16 protein-coding genes are annotated in these 17,116 nt (G+C 64.2%); 7 read left to right on the top strand and 9 right to left on the bottom strand.

Annotated features, from left to right (window positions below):
• Positions 1-13: 13 nt before the first annotated feature.
• The 5 genes from glmS to PIN31009_RS02115 all read right to left on the bottom strand — a co-directional run bounded on the left by glmS (position 14) and on the right by PIN31009_RS02115 (position 5,644).
• Positions 14-1,843, bottom strand: a complete 1,830-nt coding sequence (glmS, locus tag PIN31009_RS02135) for a glutamine--fructose-6-phosphate transaminase (isomerizing) (RefSeq protein WP_150789148.1) — start codon at positions 1,841-1,843, stop codon at positions 14-16.
• A 94-nt stretch (positions 1,844-1,937) separates the two neighbouring features.
• Entirely contained in the window at positions 1,938-3,299 is a 1,362-nt protein-coding gene (glmU, locus tag PIN31009_RS02130) for a bifunctional UDP-N-acetylglucosamine diphosphorylase/glucosamine-1-phosphate N-acetyltransferase GlmU (protein ID WP_150789147.1), read from the bottom strand.
• Between the two features lie 124 nt (positions 3,300-3,423).
• On the bottom strand, positions 3,424-4,380 hold the full coding sequence (gene ttcA / locus PIN31009_RS02125) for a tRNA 2-thiocytidine(32) synthetase TtcA (RefSeq protein ID WP_150682809.1): 957 nt from the start codon (positions 4,378-4,380) through the stop codon (positions 3,424-3,426).
• Position 4,381: 1 nt separating this feature from the next.
• The gene (locus PIN31009_RS02120; protein WP_087690214.1) at positions 4,382-4,777 is read right to left on the bottom strand and encodes a dihydroneopterin aldolase; all 396 of its coding nucleotides are present in this window, start codon (positions 4,775-4,777) and stop codon (positions 4,382-4,384) included.
• Positions 4,778-4,798: 21 nt separating this feature from the next.
• Positions 4,799-5,644, bottom strand: coding sequence for an SDR family oxidoreductase (locus PIN31009_RS02115; RefSeq protein ID WP_246185478.1), 846 nt, complete (start codon positions 5,642-5,644; stop codon positions 4,799-4,801).
• A 238-nt stretch (positions 5,645-5,882) separates the two neighbouring features.
• Here PIN31009_RS02115 and PIN31009_RS02110 point away from each other — a divergent pair, with 238 nt between their 5' ends.
• From PIN31009_RS02110 to PIN31009_RS02095, 4 genes are all read left to right on the top strand, one after another.
• A complete protein-coding gene (locus tag PIN31009_RS02110) occupies positions 5,883-7,097 on the top strand; it encodes a class I SAM-dependent methyltransferase (RefSeq protein WP_150789146.1) in 1,215 nt (404 codons plus the stop codon).
• Positions 7,098-7,127: 30 nt separating this feature from the next.
• Positions 7,128-7,322, top strand: coding sequence for a DUF2905 domain-containing protein (locus PIN31009_RS02105; protein ID WP_058376905.1), 195 nt, complete (start codon positions 7,128-7,130; stop codon positions 7,320-7,322).
• Positions 7,323-7,583: 261 nt separating this feature from the next.
• A complete protein-coding gene (locus PIN31009_RS02100; RefSeq protein WP_150789618.1) occupies positions 7,584-8,495 on the top strand; it encodes a glutamate/aspartate ABC transporter substrate-binding protein in 912 nt (303 codons plus the stop codon).
• A 258-nt stretch (positions 8,496-8,753) separates the two neighbouring features.
• Entirely contained in the window at positions 8,754-9,659 is a 906-nt protein-coding gene (locus PIN31009_RS02095) for a YopJ family acetyltransferase (RefSeq protein ID WP_174996893.1), read from the top strand.
• 3 nt (positions 9,660-9,662) lie between these two features.
• Here the strand turns inward: PIN31009_RS02095 and PIN31009_RS02090 are convergent, their stop codons facing one another.
• The 4 genes from PIN31009_RS02090 to PIN31009_RS02075 form a co-directional block, all read right to left on the bottom strand.
• Complete coding sequence (locus PIN31009_RS02090) at positions 9,663-10,916, bottom strand: multifunctional CCA addition/repair protein (protein ID WP_150789144.1); 1,254 nt, start codon at positions 10,914-10,916, stop codon at positions 9,663-9,665.
• Positions 10,913-11,557 (bottom strand): glutathione S-transferase family protein, encoded by a 645-nt coding sequence (locus PIN31009_RS02085; RefSeq protein WP_150789143.1) that lies wholly within the window; start codon positions 11,555-11,557, stop codon positions 10,913-10,915. Before PIN31009_RS02085 ends, PIN31009_RS02090 begins: the two co-directional genes overlap by 4 nt.
• A 104-nt stretch (positions 11,558-11,661) precedes the next feature.
• Positions 11,662-12,612 (bottom strand): complex I NDUFA9 subunit family protein, encoded by a 951-nt coding sequence (locus PIN31009_RS02080; protein WP_150682804.1) that lies wholly within the window; start codon positions 12,610-12,612, stop codon positions 11,662-11,664.
• 51 nt (positions 12,613-12,663) lie between these two features.
• Positions 12,664-14,679: a lytic transglycosylase domain-containing protein gene (locus PIN31009_RS02075; RefSeq protein WP_150789142.1), complete on the bottom strand. Its 2,016-nt coding sequence runs from the start codon at positions 14,677-14,679 to the stop codon at positions 12,664-12,666.
• A 24-nt stretch (positions 14,680-14,703) separates the two neighbouring features.
• On the opposite strand from PIN31009_RS02075, the gene PIN31009_RS02070 reads away from it, so the two are divergent.
• Genes PIN31009_RS02070 through PIN31009_RS02060 form a run of 3 tightly spaced genes read left to right on the top strand, consistent with a single transcriptional unit; the run spans position 14,704 to position 17,075 of the window.
• Positions 14,704-15,387 (top strand): 5-formyltetrahydrofolate cyclo-ligase, encoded by a 684-nt coding sequence (locus PIN31009_RS02070; RefSeq protein ID WP_246185477.1) that lies wholly within the window; start codon positions 14,704-14,706, stop codon positions 15,385-15,387.
• Positions 15,388-15,390: 3 nt separating this feature from the next.
• Positions 15,391-16,044 (top strand): 5-oxoprolinase subunit PxpB, encoded by a 654-nt coding sequence (pxpB, locus tag PIN31009_RS02065; RefSeq protein WP_150789141.1) that lies wholly within the window; start codon positions 15,391-15,393, stop codon positions 16,042-16,044.
• A complete protein-coding gene (locus tag PIN31009_RS02060) occupies positions 16,041-17,075 on the top strand; it encodes a 5-oxoprolinase subunit C family protein (RefSeq protein WP_150789140.1) in 1,035 nt (344 codons plus the stop codon). The genes pxpB and PIN31009_RS02060 overlap by 4 nt, the downstream gene beginning before the upstream one ends.
• The last annotated feature ends 41 nt before the right edge of the window (positions 17,076-17,116 follow it).

Here is a 17,116-nt window from a genome sequence, read left to right as displayed (position 1 = left end):
TTAGCGATCGCGATCACTCCACAGTCACCGACTTCGCCAGATTGCGCGGCTTGTCGACGTCGGTGCCGCGTGCGCACGCGGTGTGATACGCGAGCAGTTGCAGCGGTACCGTGTGCAGAATCGGCGAAAGCTGGCCGTAGTGCTCCGGCATGCGGATCACGTGGATGCCCTCGGCATTCGAGATTTGCGTGTCCGAATCGGCAAATACGTACAACTGGCCGCCACGCGCACGCACTTCCTGCATGTTCGACTTCAGCTTCTCGACCAGCGCATCGTGCGGCGCCACCGTGACCACCGGCATCTGATCCGTCACCAGCGCCAGCGGGCCGTGCTTCAACTCGCCAGCCGGGTAGGCTTCCGCGTGGATGTACGAGATTTCCTTGAGCTTGAGTGCACCTTCCAAAGCAATCGGATAGTGCAAACCACGGCCCAAGAACAATGCATTCTCGCGGCGCGCAAAATCTTCAGCCCACGCAATGATCTGCGGCTCCAACGCCAGCACGCTATGCAGCGCCGCCGGCAGGTGGCGCAGTTGCGTCAGATACTCAGCCTCTTGCGCTTCCGTCAGACGGCCGCGCAGCTTGGCAATCGTCAGCGTAAGCAGGAACAGCGCAGTCAGCTGCGTCGTGAACGCCTTCGTCGACGCCACGCCAATTTCCGTGCCCGCACGCGTGAGGTAATGCAGCGCCGTCTGGCGCACCATCGCGCTCGTCCCAACGTTGCAGATCGCAAGCGTGTTCGTCATGCCCAGCGACTGCGCATGTTGCAGTGCCGCCATCGTGTCGGCCGTCTCACCCGACTGCGAAATGGTGACCACCAGCGTCTTCGGATTCGGCACGCTGTCGCGGTAGCGATACTCGCTCGCCACTTCGACCTGCGTCGGAATCTGTGCCAGCGACTCAAGCCAGTACTTGGCCGTCATGCCCGAGTAATAACTCGTGCCGCACGCGAGAATCAGGATCGAGTCGACGTTGCGCAGCACGGCTTCTGCCTTCTCGCCGAACAGCGTCGGCGAGATGCCTTCCACGCCTTCCATCGTGTCGCCGATGGCGCGCGGCTGCTCGAAGATTTCCTTCTGCATGTAGTGCCGGTACGGGCCCAGCTCCACCGCGCCGGAATACGCCTGCACGGTGCGCACTTCGCGCTCCACAGCGACGTCGTTGCGGTCGACGATCTTCACGCCATTCAGCGTGAGTTCGACCACATCGCCTTCTTCCAGATAGATGAACTGATCGGTCGTGCCCGCGAGTGCCAACGCATCGGACGCGAGGAAGTTCTCGCCATCACCCACACCCACCACCAGCGGCGAACCGGCGCGCGTGCCGATGACGCGATGCGGCTCCTGCTTGCGGAACACGGCGATGGCGTATGCACCATGCAAGCGACGCGTCGCCAGACGCACCGCTTGATACAAATCGCCCGCTGCGCCGTTGGACAGCAAATGATGAATCAGATGCGCGATGACTTCCGTGTCGGTTTGCGACACGAATTCGTAACCCAGACCGCGCAATTCATCGCGCAGGCTTTCGTGGTTCTCGATGATGCCGTTATGCACCAACGCCACTTCGTCGCGCGAGAAGATCGGATGCGCATTGTTCGTGACCGGCGCGCCGTGCGTCGCCCATCGCGTATGTGCGATGCCGGTCTCGCCGGACAATTGCGTCTGCTTGACCTGCTCGTCAAGGTCGGCCACGCGCGACACGCTGCGCGCGCGTTGCGGCACGCCATCCTGCAAGACAGCCACGCCACAGGAGTCGTAACCGCGATACTCCAGACGACGCAGCCCCTCGACCAGCACCGGTACTACATTACGTCGCGCTACCGCGCCGACAATGCCGCACATATTCGCTATTCCTTACGCCAGATGCCCTGGCCCATTCGTTTTTTACCCGCCGGCGCGCGCTCCTGCCCTGCGCGCCAGCACATAACCGCCGATTTTACTGCTTCTGCTTGCGCGGGCGGACGTAACCGTCTTTCGCCACCTGCGTCTTGCCATTGAGCACCAGCGCATTTTCCGGCGTGTCTTTCCACACCGTCGTCCCCGCGGCGATGGTCGTGCCGCGACGGACCGTCACGGGTGCCACCAGTTGCGAGTCGGAACCGATGAAGACGTCGTCCTCGATCACCGTGCGATGCTTGTTCGCACCGTCGTAATTGCAAGTGATGGTGCCCGCGCCGATATTCACTCGCGCGCCGACGGTCGAATCGCCCACATAAGCCAGATGATTCGCCTTCGAGCCCTTGGCGAGCGTAGCGTTCTTCACTTCGACGAAGTTGCCGATATGCACATCGTCGGCAAGATCGGCTCCCGGACGCAGACGGGCATACGGCCCGATATGCGCATCGGCACCCACCACGGCGCCGTCGAGATGGCTGAACGCCTCGATGCTGGTACCCGCGCCGATGGTCGTGTCGCGAATCACGCAGTTCGGGCCGATCGTCGCGCCGTCACCGATCACGACCTTGCCTTCGAACACACAGTTCACGTCGATCGACACGTCGGTACCGCACTCGATCTCGCCGCGCAGATCGAATCGATTCGGATCGATGAGCGTGACCCCCGCCGCCAGCAAGGCCCCCGCCGCGTTGCGTTGATAGTCGCGCTCCAGTTCTGCGAGCTGCGCCTTGTCGTTCACGCCGTTGGGCTCCCACGCGAACGCCGGCTGCGTGGTCACGACCGGCACGGCATCGGCCACCGCACAGGCGATGACGTCGGTAAGGTAGTACTCGCCCTGTGCGTTCTGGTTCTTCAAGCCGGCCAGCCAGCCCTTCAGGTGGCGCGTGGGCGCGACGAGAATGCCGGTGTTGATCTCGCGGATCGCGCGCTCGGCTTCGTTGGCGTCCTTCTGCTCCACGATGCGCAGCACATTGCCCGCGGCGTCGCGCACGATCCGGCCATACCCGGCCGGGTTGTCCAGATCGACCGTCAGCACGCCGAGCTTGTCGTTGCCGGCAGCATCGAGCAGTCCCTGCAGGGTCTCGGCACGCGTGAGCGGCACGTCACCGTAAAGCACCAGCGTCGGCACCGATTCGTCGAGCAGCGCCACCGCTTGCTGCACGGCGTGGCCGGTGCCCAGTTGTTGCGCCTGCTCGGCGAAACACACGTCGTCGGCAGCGACCGCGTCGCGCACCGCTTCGCCACCATGGCCGATCACGACGATCAGTTTGCCCGGCGAGAGCGTACGCGCCGTCGCGATCACGTGCGAGAGCAGCGGGCGGCCCGCCAGCGGTTGCAGTACCTTGGGCAGCCGGGAGCGCATGCGCTTACCCATGCCGGCCGCGAGAATCACAATATTCATGGCGAGATGACGACTCGTAAAAAGAGAGGTGCTTTTCGTGGAATGCTTATCGTGCGCACCGGAGTTCACGATGCGCACGGTGGCTTGGCGTAGTTGCCGACTTGCCGGTCGGGCAGCTCGGCGCTCAGTCGTCGAACTGGGCGATGCGGATGATCCCGGCATCGCTTTCGTCGCCGCACGGCACTTCATCGAATGCCGTATCGCCGAGCGGATCGGGTTGCCCCGTCGCGCGCAGATTCTTGAAGTCGTGAATGCCCGCGTCCATCAAATGCGACGGAATCACGTTCGACAGCGAGCTGAAAATCGACTTGATGCGGCCCGGATGCTGCTTTTCCCATTGGCGAATCAACGCCTTCATTTCGCCACGCTTCAGGTTCGGCTGGCTGCCGCACAGCGTGCACGGAATGATCGGGAACTGCTTGTACTCGGCATAACGTTCCAGATCCGACTCGCGCACGTACGCGAGCGGACGAATCACCACGTTCTTGCCGTCATCCGATTGCAGCTTGGGCGGCATGCCCTTGAGCTTGCCGCCGTAGAACATGTTCAGGAACAGCGTCTCGATGATGTCGTCGCGATGATGGCCCAGCGCAATCTTCGTCGCCCCGAGTTCGCCCGCCACGCGGTACAAAATGCCCCGGCGCAGACGCGAACACAGCGAACACGTGGTCTTGCCCTCGGGCACCACGCGTTTGACGATGGAGTACGTGTCCTGATTCTCGATATGGAAATCCACGCCGATGGCGCGGAAATAATCGGGCAGCACATGCTCCGGGAAACCCGGCTGCTTCTGATCGAGGTTCACCGCGACGATGGAGAAGTCGATCGGCGCGCGCTCGCGCAGCTTGAGCAGAATGTCGAGCATGGCGTAGCTGTCCTTGCCGCCGGACATGCACACCATCACGCGATCGCCCTGCTCGATCATGTTGTAGTCGCCGATGGCCTGCCCCGTCAGACGGAACAGCCGCTTCTCGAGCTTGTTGTTCTCGAACGCGAGCTTCTGGGCCTTCTTGACGCTATCGACGGCAACATTACCGGTCGCGGCCGAGGTGGCACCGGTCTCGGAAATCACGGCACTCATCTCAGGCACCCTTCATCTTGAACACCTCGATACCCACCGAGTGGCAATCGGGGTAGACATCGGGCTTCTCGGTCGACACGCCCACGGCACGCACGCGCGGGTGGGCCAGCAGGGCTTCCGCCACGTCGTCGCAAAGGGTTTCCTGCAAATGGATGTGGCCTTGTCCCACGCGCTTGGCGATGGTCTCGCGCATGAAGTCGTAGTCGACCACTTCGTCGAGCTTGTCGGCCACGGGGGTGCTGTCGGCCAGCGGCACGAACAACTGCACGTTGATCAGCACGCGCTGCTCGCCACGCTTCTCGTGATCGTGAACGCCGATGTTGATGAACACTTCATAGTCGCGCAGGAACATGCGACGGCAGTCCATCAGGCGAGGGTGGGAAAGAGCGCTATGCATTTTGAAAACTCGTAATGACAATCAACGAGACCGGTCGGCGTCGGCCGGCTCGGTCAGAAATTTTACGTCCCGCGACGAGGCGGCGAGATGCTGGCCGCCATCGACATACAGTACGGTGCCGGTCACCGCCGGTGCGTCTGCCAGATACGCCACCGCCTGCGCGATGTCCTCCGGCGTCGACGATGCCCCCAACGGCGTGGCGGCATGCGCGGCGGCAAAACCCGCCGGGGTCTGATCCACAGACAGCAGCGTCACCCCCGGCGCCACACCCACCACGCGAAGGCGGGGCGCAAACGCCTGCGCCAGCAACGTGGTGGCGACGTCGAGCGCCGCCTTCGACAACGTGTACGACAGGTAATCGGGGTTCGGATTCGCCAGCTTCTGGTCGAGCAGATTGACGATCACGCCACGTCCCGTCTCGCCCAATGCCGTGTACATCTCGCGCGCCAGCACCAGCGGCGCCCCCGCGTTCACGCGCATGTGGCGCTCAAGGGCTTTATAGCTGAAATCTGCGGCGCTATCGTACTCGAAGCGCGAGGCGTTATTGACCAGACAGCTCGGCACGCCCAGCGCGTCCGTGCACCGGGCGATCAGGCCCGCCGTGGCGTCTTCGTCGGCCAGCGAAGCCTGTAAGGCGACGGCACGGCGGCCCAGCGCCTCGATGGCCGCGACCGTTTCAAGCGCCTCGTCGTGCGAGCGCTCGTAGTGCACGGCCACATCCCACCCCATGCCGGCGAGCCGCAGCGCAATGGCGCGGCCGATACGGCGCGCGCCGCCCGTGACGAGCGCTACGCGCGGCACGGCAGGCGTGCGGGCGTTGGCGTCGCTGGCGGCGGGCGTGGAGCGTGGCGTGGGTGCAACGGTCATGCGTCGGTTTCCTGTCAGGGGGCCGGGAAATCAGGGTTATTCGGGCGCGTTCGGGGCCAACCGCAGGCCCCCGTGTCCGGTGGCATTCTGCGAAGCGCCTTGTCCGGCAACGGTTCGGAGCGCCCCATGAAGCGGGCGAACAGGGTGCAAACCGGCGGCAAATCGCCTGTTTACGGGGTCTCGCGCCAGATGACACGGCACGGCAGATAGTCTGCGCCGACTCCGTTACAATGCCGGCATGAATCAGGCCGCACCGAAACCCCATAGTTTACCCGTTCCAGAGGCCGACGCGCTCGAACACTCGCGCCGCCTCACGGCCCATCTCGCCGACGCGATCGACGCGGCCGGCGGCTGGCTGCCGTTCGATCGCTTCATGGAACTGGCCCTGTACGCGCCCGGGCTCGGCTATTACGCCGCCGGTGCCGCCAAATTCGGGCGTCTGGCCGCCGATGGCAGCGACTTTGTCACCGCGCCGGAACTCACCCCGTTCTTCGCCGGAACCATCGCCCGTCAGATCGGCGAAATCGTCGAACAGACGGGCGACGCCGAGGTGCTGGAGTTCGGTGCCGGCTCGGGACGGCTCGCCGCCGACCTGCTGCTCGCGCTCGACGCGCAAGGCACGCCCTGCGAGCGCTATTCGATCATGGAGCTCTCCGGTGAGCTCCGGGCCCGCCAGCGCGCCACGATCGAACGGCTCGCCCCGCACCTGCTCGACAAGGTGACCTGGCTCGACTTTCTGCCGGACGCTTTCAAGGGCGTAATGCTCGGCAACGAAGTGCTCGACGCCATGCCCGTGCGCCTGTGGGCGCGCCGCCCGGATGCCGACGGCCAGCCAGTCTGGTTCGAACGCGGCGTCACGATGACGGCGGACGGCTTTGCGTGGGAAGAACGTCTGCACGACGGCCCGGTGCCCGAGGCGCTGGCCGCGCTCGACGACCTGCCGCCCACGCAGGAATACCTGACGGAAACGCACGAAGCCGCGTCGGCCTTTGTGCGCAGTGTGGCGCCGCTGCTCGCCCGTGGCGTGCTGCTGCTCATCGATTACGGCTTCCCGGCGCGCGAGTATTACCATCCGCAACGCGCGCAGGGCACGCTAATGTGCCACTACCGCCATCACGCACACGACGATCCGTTCTATTACCCCGGTTTGCAGGACATCACCGCGCACGTGGAATTCTCGGGCATCGCCGATGCGGGCGTGGAAGCCGGTCTCGATCTGCTGGGTTTCACCTCGCAGGCGCGATTCCTGATGAATGCCGGCATCGTCGACCTGATGAGCGCGCTCGACCCGACCGACCCGGCAACGTTCTTGCCTGCGGCCAATGCCGCCCAGAAACTCCTGTCGGAAGCGGAAATGGGCGAGCTCTTCAAGGTGATCGCCTTCGGACGCGGCATGGACGAATGGGCCGGTCTCATCGGCTTTGCGACCAGCGACCGCAGTCACGCCCTCTGACCGCACTTCTCTCCTGACAAGGCCCCGCCGATGTTTCGCTGGATGTTCACGATCTTCATCGCGGTCTGCATCCTCTCGGCAGCCTCACCCTGGCTGTCGAAGCTCGGCATCGGCCGCCTGCCGGGCGACTTGCGGTTCCGCTGGCGCGACCGGGAGATGGTCTTCCCGTTCGCTTCGACCGTCGTGCTCTCGCTCGTCTTCAATCTGCTGATTCGCCTGCTTTGACCGTCGGCCCGGCTGCAACACGTGTTGCAGCCGCATTCGACCGATTTCCCCGCCGCTCTGAATCCTCGCAACACCCGCTGTATCAGGGTGCGCACGCCTGCGCGTGTCGTCCTGCTCGCCTGCACCCGCCTATGCCCGCTTAACCCCATTCCATCTAGGGTTAACAAGCATTTGATCATTTGTTGCAAAAAAATTACCATGAAACAAATGATTCAGTCGTGAATCACGGTGAGACCTTTTCAGGAGCAGGACATGATCAAGATGCAGACCAAGGTGCGATTGACCGGGGTGATGCTGGGCGTGGCGATGTCGATCGGTACCGCCGCGGGCACAGCACAAGCGCAGAGCACATCGGAGACGCTGCAAAAGATCGAGACCAGCGGGGTGATTTCGATCGGCCATCGTGAGTCGTCGATTCCGTTTTCGTACTACGACAACAATCACAACGTCATCGGCTACTCGCAGGACCTCTGCAACAAAGTCGTCGACGCGGTGAAGGCCAAGCTCAAGAAGCCCGATCTGCAAGTGCGCTTCATTCCCGTGACGTCGCAGAACCGCATTGCGCTCGTGCAGAACGGCACGGTCGACATCGAGTGCGGCGTGACCACCAACCTGAAGGCACGTCAGGCACAGGTCAACTTCTCGGACACCTTCTTCGTCGCCGGCACGCGCCTGCTGGTGAACAAGAATTCGGGCGTCAAAGACTTCCCGGATCTCGCCGGCAAGGCTGTCGTGACCAACGCGGGCACCACGTCGGAGCGCATCCTCAACAAGATGAACAACGACAAGAAGATGAACATGAGCGTGATCGCGGGTAAGGATTACGGCGAGTCGTTCATCATGCTGCAAGGCGGTCGCGTTCAGGGCTTCATGATGGACGACGTGCTGCTCGCGGGCGCCCGCACCATGGGCCGAAACCCCGACGACTGGATCGTGACCGGCACGCCGCAGTCGTTTGAAGCCTACGGGTTCATGATGAAACACGGCGACACGGTGTTTAAGAAGCTCGTCGACGACACACTCTCGGGCGTGATGAAGAGCGGCGAGATCAACGCGATGTACAAGAAGTGGTTCGAATCGCCGGTGCCGCCGAAGAACATCAACTTCAACTTCCCGATGAGCGAACAGCTCAAGCAGCTCTACGCGAACCCGAACGATCAGGCGTTCGAGTAATCGCTGCGGGTGATGTTGTTGGCAAGTGCGGATTGGACGAAATGCCGAAATCCGCAACTTGAGTAGCAAAGCGAGCGAGAGGAGGAAGCCGCCATCATGGCGGCTTTTTTCTTTCCCCCGACGCTCATGCACCCTTTATCCAGTTGGTCTCGCACCCGAAGCTATTCAGTCCCGGCCGGCGTTTCAGACGCATCGACCATCGCGGCTCGCGCCATCACGGCGTTCCCCACAGGCGAGCCAGTCGCCGAAATGCGCGCCATGCGAAACGTCGATGCCGCGACTTCGATGCGCTATTCACTGCCCCGGACATTGCGCGGTTATTACAATTTTTCCGTCGCCTTTCTCTCGGCCCAGAAGCAATGTCCGAGCATGGCGCAGGCCGACGCGAAGTTTCTCCCGATGCTGATCGAGTCCGAAGCCACCCATCAGCCCGGCATGCGGTTATCGCAGCACCGGTCCCCCGACGAGTTGGTGACCTACCTGTTGCAGCGATGCCGCTTGCCGGACGTGGAGGGCCGCGAGCAGGGCATCGTCAACATGGGGCCCGACGGCATCCATTTCGCCGCCTTCGATCTGGCCATTCGTGACGGTCAGCCTTCCGTGCTTCTCGTCGAGTCGGGTTCGATGAATGATGAGGGCGGCTCAAGGCTTGCCTTCCGTTTGTGTCAGGCGATGACACGGCACGCTCCCGCCGGGCACGATTGGCCCGATCGCGCGCTGTTGATCCTCGAAACCCGAATGCAACAGAGTTCGGTCGACTGCGGCATGTTCAGCCTCACCAACTGCAAGGCGATGTTCAAGGAAGCGAGTAGTTTCGAATCGATTCACACGCGATTGCGTGCGGGAGCATTCGACGACGATGCCGTGTTTCACCACTTCCCTTTCGACAAGAGCGATGAACTGCTGCCGCCGTCGATCATGCGGCACACGCAGTCAAAGCGGCGTCTCAAGGGTTATTCGGAGCGGCATCGCTGCGACACGATGGCGGAGAACGCCGGGATGCAAAGAACCCTCAGTCGTCAGAAAGGGCTCACCTTCGATCGCGAAAACCGAAGCTACAGCGTGTCGATTGAATTCGAACGGATCAAGGCCGCAGGGCGGGCGTTGCCGCCCCCGCTGGAATCGCCGGAATCGCTGGAAGATACGTTCTTGCAGAATTTGTGACGCTCAGGCGTCCTGCGCTGCGCCAAGTCCGGCGGCCTCGACGGCTTCGATTCGTGCGGCCTGAACCGCCTCGCGAATCTTCCCCGGATTGTCGGCAAACTGCCCCGCGACGGCGCCCGCATCGACCGACCGAGCGGCCGCGAGCGCCGCCATCAGACGGTCTCGCTGCACGTACTGTGCCTTCGGAAAATCGCCGCCCCGGCCACGGGCATCCGCTTCGCACGCTTGCAGAATCTCGCCAAAGCGCTCGGGCTTGCGCAGCGCGTCGCAACGCTCGAGCAGGCGCACCAGCGCCGACGCCCCGAACTTCCCGCTCGCATGAATGTTGCCGTGCTCGCGCGCGACTACCTGCGCGAGCTCGCGGCATTCGACCGGCACCCGCAGACGTGCACACAACGGGCCCAGCAGATCGACGCTGCGGCCTTCGTGTCCGATGTGACGCGGCAGCACGTCGTCCGGCGTGGTGCCCTTGCCGAGATCGTGCGTGAGCGCGGCAAAGCGCACCGGCAGCGAATATCCCTGCGCGGCAGCGAAGTCGAGCACCATCATCACGTGCACGCCCGTATCCACTTCGGGGTGATAGTCGGCGCGCTGCGGCACGCCCCACAGCCGGGCCAACTCAGGCAGGATGCGCTCCAGCGCCCCCGACTCACGCAAGACTTCGAACATGCGCGACGGCCGGTTCTCCATCAACCCGCGAGATAACTCCTGCCAGACCCGCTCTGCCACCAACGCATCGACTTCCCCGTTGGCGGTCATTTCGCGCATCAGATCGAGTGTCTCGTCTGCGACCGAGAAGTCGGTGAAGCGCGCCGCAAAGCGGGCGCAGCGCAGAATCCGGACCGGGTCTTCCGCAAACGCCACGCCGACGTGACGAAACAGCCGTGCCTTCAGATCGCGCTCGCCACCGTACGGATCGACCAGCGTGTCCGACAGACTGTCGTCGGGCAACACCTCGCGCGCCATCGCGTTGATTGTGAAGTCACGGCGGATCAGGTCTTCTTCGAGCGTGACTTCCGGCGCGAAGTAGAACGAGAAGCCGTGATAACCGCGCGCGGTCTTGCGCTCGGTACGCGCGAGTGCGTACTCGGCGCGTGTCTTCGGATGGAGGAAAACAGGGAAGTCTCGACCGACCGGCTTGTACCCCAGCCGGACCATCTCCTCGGGCGTAGCCCCCACCACGACGTAATCGCGGTCTTTGACCGGCAGACCCAACATGGCGTCGCGAATGGCGCCGCCGACTGCATAAATCTTCATGGACGCACTTCGTAATAGTCGACGCGAATCGTCTCGGCCTTGGCCGCCGCCACCCATGCCTGCACGGCGGGAACTTCGCGAATGCGGTCGGCGTAAGCCTGAGCCACGGCCGAGAGGGCCGGTTCGAACGTCGCGAAGCGCATCACCACCGGGGCGTAGAACGCGTCGGCGATGGTGAATTCACCAAACAGAAACGGGCCGCCATGACGCGCGAGACAGTCTTCCCAGATCGCCTCGACGCGACGGATGTCGGCGAGCGCCTCAGGCGTTGCCGCCGCCCCCGGCCAATGCGCGCCAATGTTCATGAACATGCTGCTGCGCAGCCCGCCAAAGCCGCTGTGCATCTCGGCGCAGACACTGCGCGCATGGGCACGGGCTTCGCGCGACGACGGCCACAACGGCACGTGCGGATAGCTCTCAGCGAGGTACTCGCAAATCGCCAGCGAGTCCCACACAGTGATGCCGTTGTCGATGAGACACGGGACCTTGCCGGTCGGCGAGTAGCGCAGAATCTGTTCGCGCGAATCGGGCTGTGCGAGCCAGACGTTGCACTCTTCGAACGCGATACCAAAGTGCTTGAGCAAAACCCATGGCCGCATCGACCACGAGGAATATCGCTTATTGGCGACGATCAGTTGCATGAGAACTTTCCTTGCGCACGCACGATGCGCACGCGATAGCGGGAATCAAAGCGGTCATAGCGAGGTTGCCGCAGAACCCGTAGCCGAATCAGCCGATCCGTCGATCAACGCCCGGCGTAGCGCCGGTAATCCGACAGCCGCCGCTCCCAGTTGTCGCCATCGAGATAGTCGACGGCGATCTCGAGACCATTGGGCGTGAGGTCGAGTTCTGGCGCCAGCGGGCCGGTCATGACGTTATCGACACGCATCGAATCGAGATTGTCGCGCGTGATGATCGGGTCACCGGGCAACTTCTCGAAGAACGTGGCCTGCAATCGGGCGGCGCCATCGGTGAGCGGCAAAATCGGCCGTTCGCAGCCACACACGGCACCGGCAAAACGCACCAGTTCTTCCAGCGTGTACACCTGCGGCCCACCCAACTCGTAGGTCTTGCCGAACGTGGCATCGTTATCGAGCGCCGCCACGAACGCCTGCGCCACGTCGATCACATAGATCGGTTGAAAGCGCGCCTTGGCACTGGCGAGCGGCACCACCGGCAAGCGGCGTTGCAAACGGGCAAACGTATTGAGGAAGTTATCGCCCGGGCCGAAGACGACCGACGGGCGGAAGATCGTGACCGGAATACCGGTCTCGCGAATCGCCTTCTCGCCATCGCCCTTCGAGCGCTGGTACATGCTCGGGCCATTCGAGTCAGCACCGAGGGCGCTCATGTGCAACAAGCGGTCGATGCCGCGATCGCTGCATGCCTGCGCGATCTTGCGGGGCAGTTCCACATGCGCCCGGGCGAAGGCTTTGCCGTAAGGCGTGCCGCGATCGCTGTGAAGCACCCCGACGAGGTTGATCACGGCGTCGCTGCCGGCGATCACGCGCTCAAGGGCGCGCGGATCATGCACATCGCATTCGACGAGTTCCACGCCCGGCAGTACGCCGAGCGCCTTGGCGGCTTCGACGCGCCGTGTCGGCAGGCGCACGGCATGCCCCGACGACACCAATCGGGCAACCAGATGACCACCGATGAAGCCGGTGCCACCGACGACACAAACGTTATAGCGCATGCGTCACCTCCGAGTCATGACCTTGGGCGCGCGGCCCGCGCCCCTGATCCGTCACTGGGGCAGGATTACGCCGAGCCGCTCCTTGAGCGATTGCGGACGCCCCGTAATCAGGGCCGAGTAGTAATTGGTGTTCGACAGCACGTTCTCGACGTAAGCCCGCGTTTCGTTGAACGGGATCGTCTCGGCGAAGATCGCGCCTTCCACCGGCCGATCGAGCGTGGAACGCCACGTACGCGGGCGTCCCGGGCCAGCGTTATAGCCGGCCGATGCCAGCACGGCCGAGCCGTCGAACTGGTTGTAGATCGACGACAGATAGCTCGTGCCAAGACGAATGTTGACGTTGATGTCGTGCATCATGCCCGGCTCGTAGTCCATGCCGATCTTCTTGGCGACCATCTTGGCCGTGGCCGGCATGATCTGCATCAGACCACCGGCGCCCGCCGACGAGCGCGCATCGATGATGAACCGCGATTCCTGACGGATCAGACCATAGGCCCACGCTTCATCCAGATCGACCGCTGCGGCGTTGCGCTCCAGCACATCGCGGAACGGCATCAGATAGCGCAGCGTGAAGTCGTGCTCGACCTTCGTACGATCGGCGGTATTGACGGTGCGATCGAACAGTTCGATGTTCTTGGCGTACTGGGCGGCGGCGAGCAACTGACGATCCGTCATGTTGCGCAGTTCCCAGTTCCACTCGCGATTGCCTTCGAAACGCAGCCCCATCGCATAGAACTTGGCCGCGCGCTGGAAGCCCGCGTTCGTGCGGTTGGCATCCACCTCGGCTTGCGTGACGGTGGTGCGCGGCGGCACCAGCGTCTTGTTGCCCAGTTCTTCGTTCGCCAGTTGGCCGTAGAAATTCGGCTGCATTGCAATCTTCTGGAATTGCGCGCGCGCGGCATCGCCCTGACCCGCTTCGCGCAGCGCGCGACCGTACCAGTACGTCCACACGCCATCGTCGCGCAGCGAAGCCGGCATCACTTCGATGCCCGTGCGCACCAGATTCCAGTCACCGGCGCGCAATGCGGCGCGAATCTTCCATTCCTGCGCGGTGTTCGAGAGCTTGGCCGTCCCGGCCTGACGATACCAACTGATCGCCATCGGGTTCTGCGACAGCGCACCGCGCATGCCGATTGCGCCCCAGCCGATCGCGCGCTCGTCCTGCGACAAGCTGCCCGCCACGCCCGCAAAGCTGCTTGCGGCCAGCCCAGCATCGGAGCGGGCCATGCGCACGGTCGCCAGCAAGGCGAGTTGACGCGATTGCTCGGAGCCATCCACGCCACGGGCGAGTATCTGTGTCGGGCGGGTGGCGGCCATCTCGAGCAGGCTGTCATCCGGGCGCACGGCGCCGAGCGCATCGGCGATCTGCTTGCCGAGCGAGGTGTAGTTCTCCTCGTAGGCCAGACGAACCTGATGCCAGACTTCCTTGCGCGGCAACTGCCCGTTCGCCGCCAGCGTGTTGATCATATCGATGCAACCTTCGCCGTAGTACTTCGGCGAAGTCAGCAGATCGGTGGCGGCCTGCGTCACGTTCTCGCCACGGGCGGCACGCGACATCAGTGCATAGCACTTGACCTGCGTGTCGTCGTCGAGCGCGAACTTCGGATATTCCGCGTCGAACGTCTGCCAGTCGTGGCGCTTGCCCAGCACCAGCAGCCAGTCGTTGCGCATGCGATCGGCAATGGCCTGACCGTCATACGTCCGCAAGAAGGCCTTGATCTCGTCGTCAGGGGTATCCAGCAGCGCCTTGCCCGAACGATCGAACATGCGCGGCTTGATCTGGAAGTACTGGACGTACGACGGCACGTCGTAGTCGGTGAGCATCGCCGCGAGTGCCGTGGCACGGGGCGCGTCGTTGTTGCGGGCGGCCTCGCGCAACGCCGTGAAGATGTCGTCCGGCGAGCGCTGCGAGAGCGCGTCGGCAGAAGTGGCGGAAGGTGCCGAGCGGCTCGCGGCCGGTTGCGCCTTGGGGCGGCCGGTCGCTTGCGTGGTGCTGCACGCAACAAGCGCAGCGGCGCTCAGGGCAAGCGCGGCGGCGCGATATACTCGGGACAAACGTTCGGACATCTTCGGGGGAGCGTCGGGTAAAAAGTGGATTCAAGCATAGCACGGGACATCGCCCAAACGGCGGCCGACGCCCACCAGAAAAGGGAGCTGCGCCGTTCGCTGCTGGCCACACGCGAGGCGCTCGCCGGGCGCGACACGCTCGATGCCGCACTTGCCCGCCGGCTCGCCGACGAAATCGCCCGGCGCGCGCCGCGCTGCATCGGTTTCTACTGGCCGATTCAGAGCGAATTCGATGCGCGGGGCGTCGTCAGTGCGTGGCTTGGCGAATTGGCCCCGGCCTCAGACGCGGCAGATTCGGCCGCGGCATCTCTCCCCCGCCTTGCTGCCCTGCCCGTCGTCACCGCCCCGGCCACGCCGCTGGTATTCCACCGCTGGACGCCCGACACCCCCATGACCGAAGGCCGCTACCGGATTCCCGTGCCGCAGGACACCGAAGTGCTGGTGCCCGACCTGCTGCTCGTACCGTGCGTCGGTTTCACACGCGACGGCCTGCGTCTGGGCTACGGCGGCGGCTTCTACGATCGCACCCTGCACGCGCTCGCCCCTCGGCCTCAGACGCTCGGCATCGCCTACGACGCGCTCGAAGTCGCCAGCCTCGTCGCCGAAGCCCATGACCTTGCGCTCGACGCCATCGTGACCGAATCGGCCACTTATAGCGCGGGCGGCACGCTCGCCCCCTCCGAACGCCCTCACGGCACCACCCGCTAATTCATGACGACGCTCAAGATCCTGCCGCTCGGCGACAGCGCCCTCGTTTGCGAACCCGGCACCGCCCCCAGTCTGGGCGCCCAACGCCGTGTCTGGCATGTGGCTGCGCTGGCGCGCGATTGGCCCGACGTGCGAGAAGTCGTGCCGGGCATGAACAACCTGACGCTGCTGTTCGACCCGCTCGCGACCGATCAGGAAGCGCTCGGCGAGCGCCTGCGCGAGGCATGGCAAACCCAACCGCCCGTGGGTGAAGTCGGCCGCGACATTGAGATTCCCGTGCATTACGGCGGCGAACACGGCCCCGATCTGCACGACGTCGCCAAGCACGCCCGGCTGCAACCCAAGACCGTCGTGCAACGCCATACGGCACCCGAATACATCGTGTACTTCCTCGGCTTTCAGCCGGGCTTCCCGTATCTGGGCGGCCTCGACGAATCGATTGCCATGCCGCGTCGCGCCGAACCCCGGTTAGCCGTGCCCGCTGGCTCGGTCGGCATCGGCGGCAGCCAGACCGGTGTGTACCCACTCACTTCGCCCGGGGGCTGGCAGATCATCGGCCATACCGCCAGCGCCCTGTTCGACCCCGCCGCGACCCCGCCCGCCTTGCTGGCGCCGGGCGATCGCGTGCGCTTCACTATCGCGAGCCTCGACCTGTGATCGACATCCTACGTGCCGGCCTGCTCACCACGGTTCAGGATCTGGGCCGTACCGGACAGCGTGAATTCGGCGTCGCCAGCGGCGGCGCCATCGACCCGTTGGCCTGCATCGTCGCCAACCGCCTCACCGGCAACGAGCTGAACGCCGCCACCCTCGAAATCACGATGGGAACCTGTGCGCTGCGCTTCTCGTCGGCCACCGTCGTCGCCCTCACCGGTGCCGACTGCCATGCCGATCTCGATGGCGTGCCCGTCTGGTCATGGTGGCGTTTTCCCGTCGCGCGCGGACAAACGCTCACATTGCGCCCCTCGCGTTTCGGCATGCGGACTTACCTCGCAGTGGCTGGTGGCATCGACGTGCCGGTGGCGCTGGGCTCATGCAGCACGGATCTGGCCGCCGGTTTCGGCGGCCATGAAGGCCGCGCGTTGCGTGACGGCGATCGGCTGGGTATCGGCAAAGGCGGCGAGGGCGGCAAGGGCCACGCAAGCGCCGACACACGCAACGTCGCGCCGTTGGGGGTACGTCCACCGCTGTGGCTGTCCGACCCGCTCGCACATCGCGTGCGCGTGTTGCCGGGCCCCGAGTACGACGACTTCACCGCAGCCACGCACAAGACGTTCTGGGAGAACCCTTGGCAAGTCACGCCCAACAGCAATCGCATGGGCTATCGGCTGGCCGGACCGGAGGCGCTTTCGCGTAAGAAGAACCGTGCGAATGACCTGCCCTCGCACGGGGTGTTGCCCGGCGTGATTCAGGTGCCACCGTCGGGGCAGCCGATCATTCTGCTGGCCGACGCGCAGACCACCGGGGGATATCCCAAAATCGGCACGGTCATCAGCGCCGACCTTTGGCGTCTGGGGCAAGCCCGGCTGGGCAGCACCCTGTATTTCTCGGAGTGCACGCAAGCCGAGGCACGTGAAGCGTGGCGCGAACAATTGCGTTACCTTGCGCAAATCGAGCGCGCCCTTGCGTGGCATGATCGCGGCATTTTGGACACGCCACGCCGCCCGGCCATCACCCGCAAGCGCTGACGCCCACCCCCGCATTTGCGCATCCCCGCAGGAGAACCCCA

Source organism: Pandoraea iniqua, assembly GCF_902459685.1.
Classification (GTDB): domain Bacteria; phylum Pseudomonadota; class Gammaproteobacteria; order Burkholderiales; family Burkholderiaceae; genus Pandoraea; species Pandoraea iniqua.
The sequence above is the reverse complement of the archived record's forward strand: the minus strand, read 5'-3'. Positions and strand labels throughout refer to the sequence as shown.

Bases quoted from the DNA above. Each gene is read 5' to 3' on its own strand.
- ttcA (WP_150682809.1), bottom strand. From the start codon at position 4,380: ATGAGTGCCGTGATTTCCGAGACCGGTGCCACCTCGGCCGCGACCGGT.
- glmU (WP_150789147.1), bottom strand. From the start codon at position 3,299: ATGAATATTGTGATTCTCGCGGCCGGCATGGGTAAGCGCATGCGCTCC.
- PIN31009_RS02090 (WP_150789144.1), bottom strand. From the start codon at position 10,916: ATGAAGATTTATGCAGTCGGCGGCGCCATTCGCGACGCCATGTTGGGT.
- PIN31009_RS02075 (WP_150789142.1), bottom strand. From the start codon at position 14,679: ATGTCCGAACGTTTGTCCCGAGTATATCGCGCCGCCGCGCTTGCCCTG.
- pxpB (WP_150789141.1), top strand. From the start codon at position 15,391: ATGACGACGCTCAAGATCCTGCCGCTCGGCGACAGCGCCCTCGTTTGC.
- glmS (WP_150789148.1), bottom strand. From the start codon at position 1,843: ATGTGCGGCATTGTCGGCGCGGTAGCGCGACGTAATGTAGTACCGGTG.
- PIN31009_RS02105 (WP_058376905.1), top strand. From the start codon at position 7,128: ATGTTTCGCTGGATGTTCACGATCTTCATCGCGGTCTGCATCCTCTCG.
- PIN31009_RS02085 (WP_150789143.1), bottom strand. From the start codon at position 11,557: ATGCAACTGATCGTCGCCAATAAGCGATATTCCTCGTGGTCGATGCGG.
- PIN31009_RS02115 (WP_246185478.1), bottom strand. From the start codon at position 5,644: ATGACCGTTGCACCCACGCCACGCTCCACGCCCGCCGCCAGCGACGCC.
- PIN31009_RS02095 (WP_174996893.1), top strand. From the start codon at position 8,754: ATGCGAAACGTCGATGCCGCGACTTCGATGCGCTATTCACTGCCCCGG.
- PIN31009_RS02120 (WP_087690214.1), bottom strand. From the start codon at position 4,777: ATGCATAGCGCTCTTTCCCACCCTCGCCTGATGGACTGCCGTCGCATG.
- PIN31009_RS02110 (WP_150789146.1), top strand. From the start codon at position 5,883: ATGAATCAGGCCGCACCGAAACCCCATAGTTTACCCGTTCCAGAGGCC.
- PIN31009_RS02080 (WP_150682804.1), bottom strand. From the start codon at position 12,612: ATGCGCTATAACGTTTGTGTCGTCGGTGGCACCGGCTTCATCGGTGGT.
- PIN31009_RS02100 (WP_150789618.1), top strand. From the start codon at position 7,584: ATGCAGACCAAGGTGCGATTGACCGGGGTGATGCTGGGCGTGGCGATG.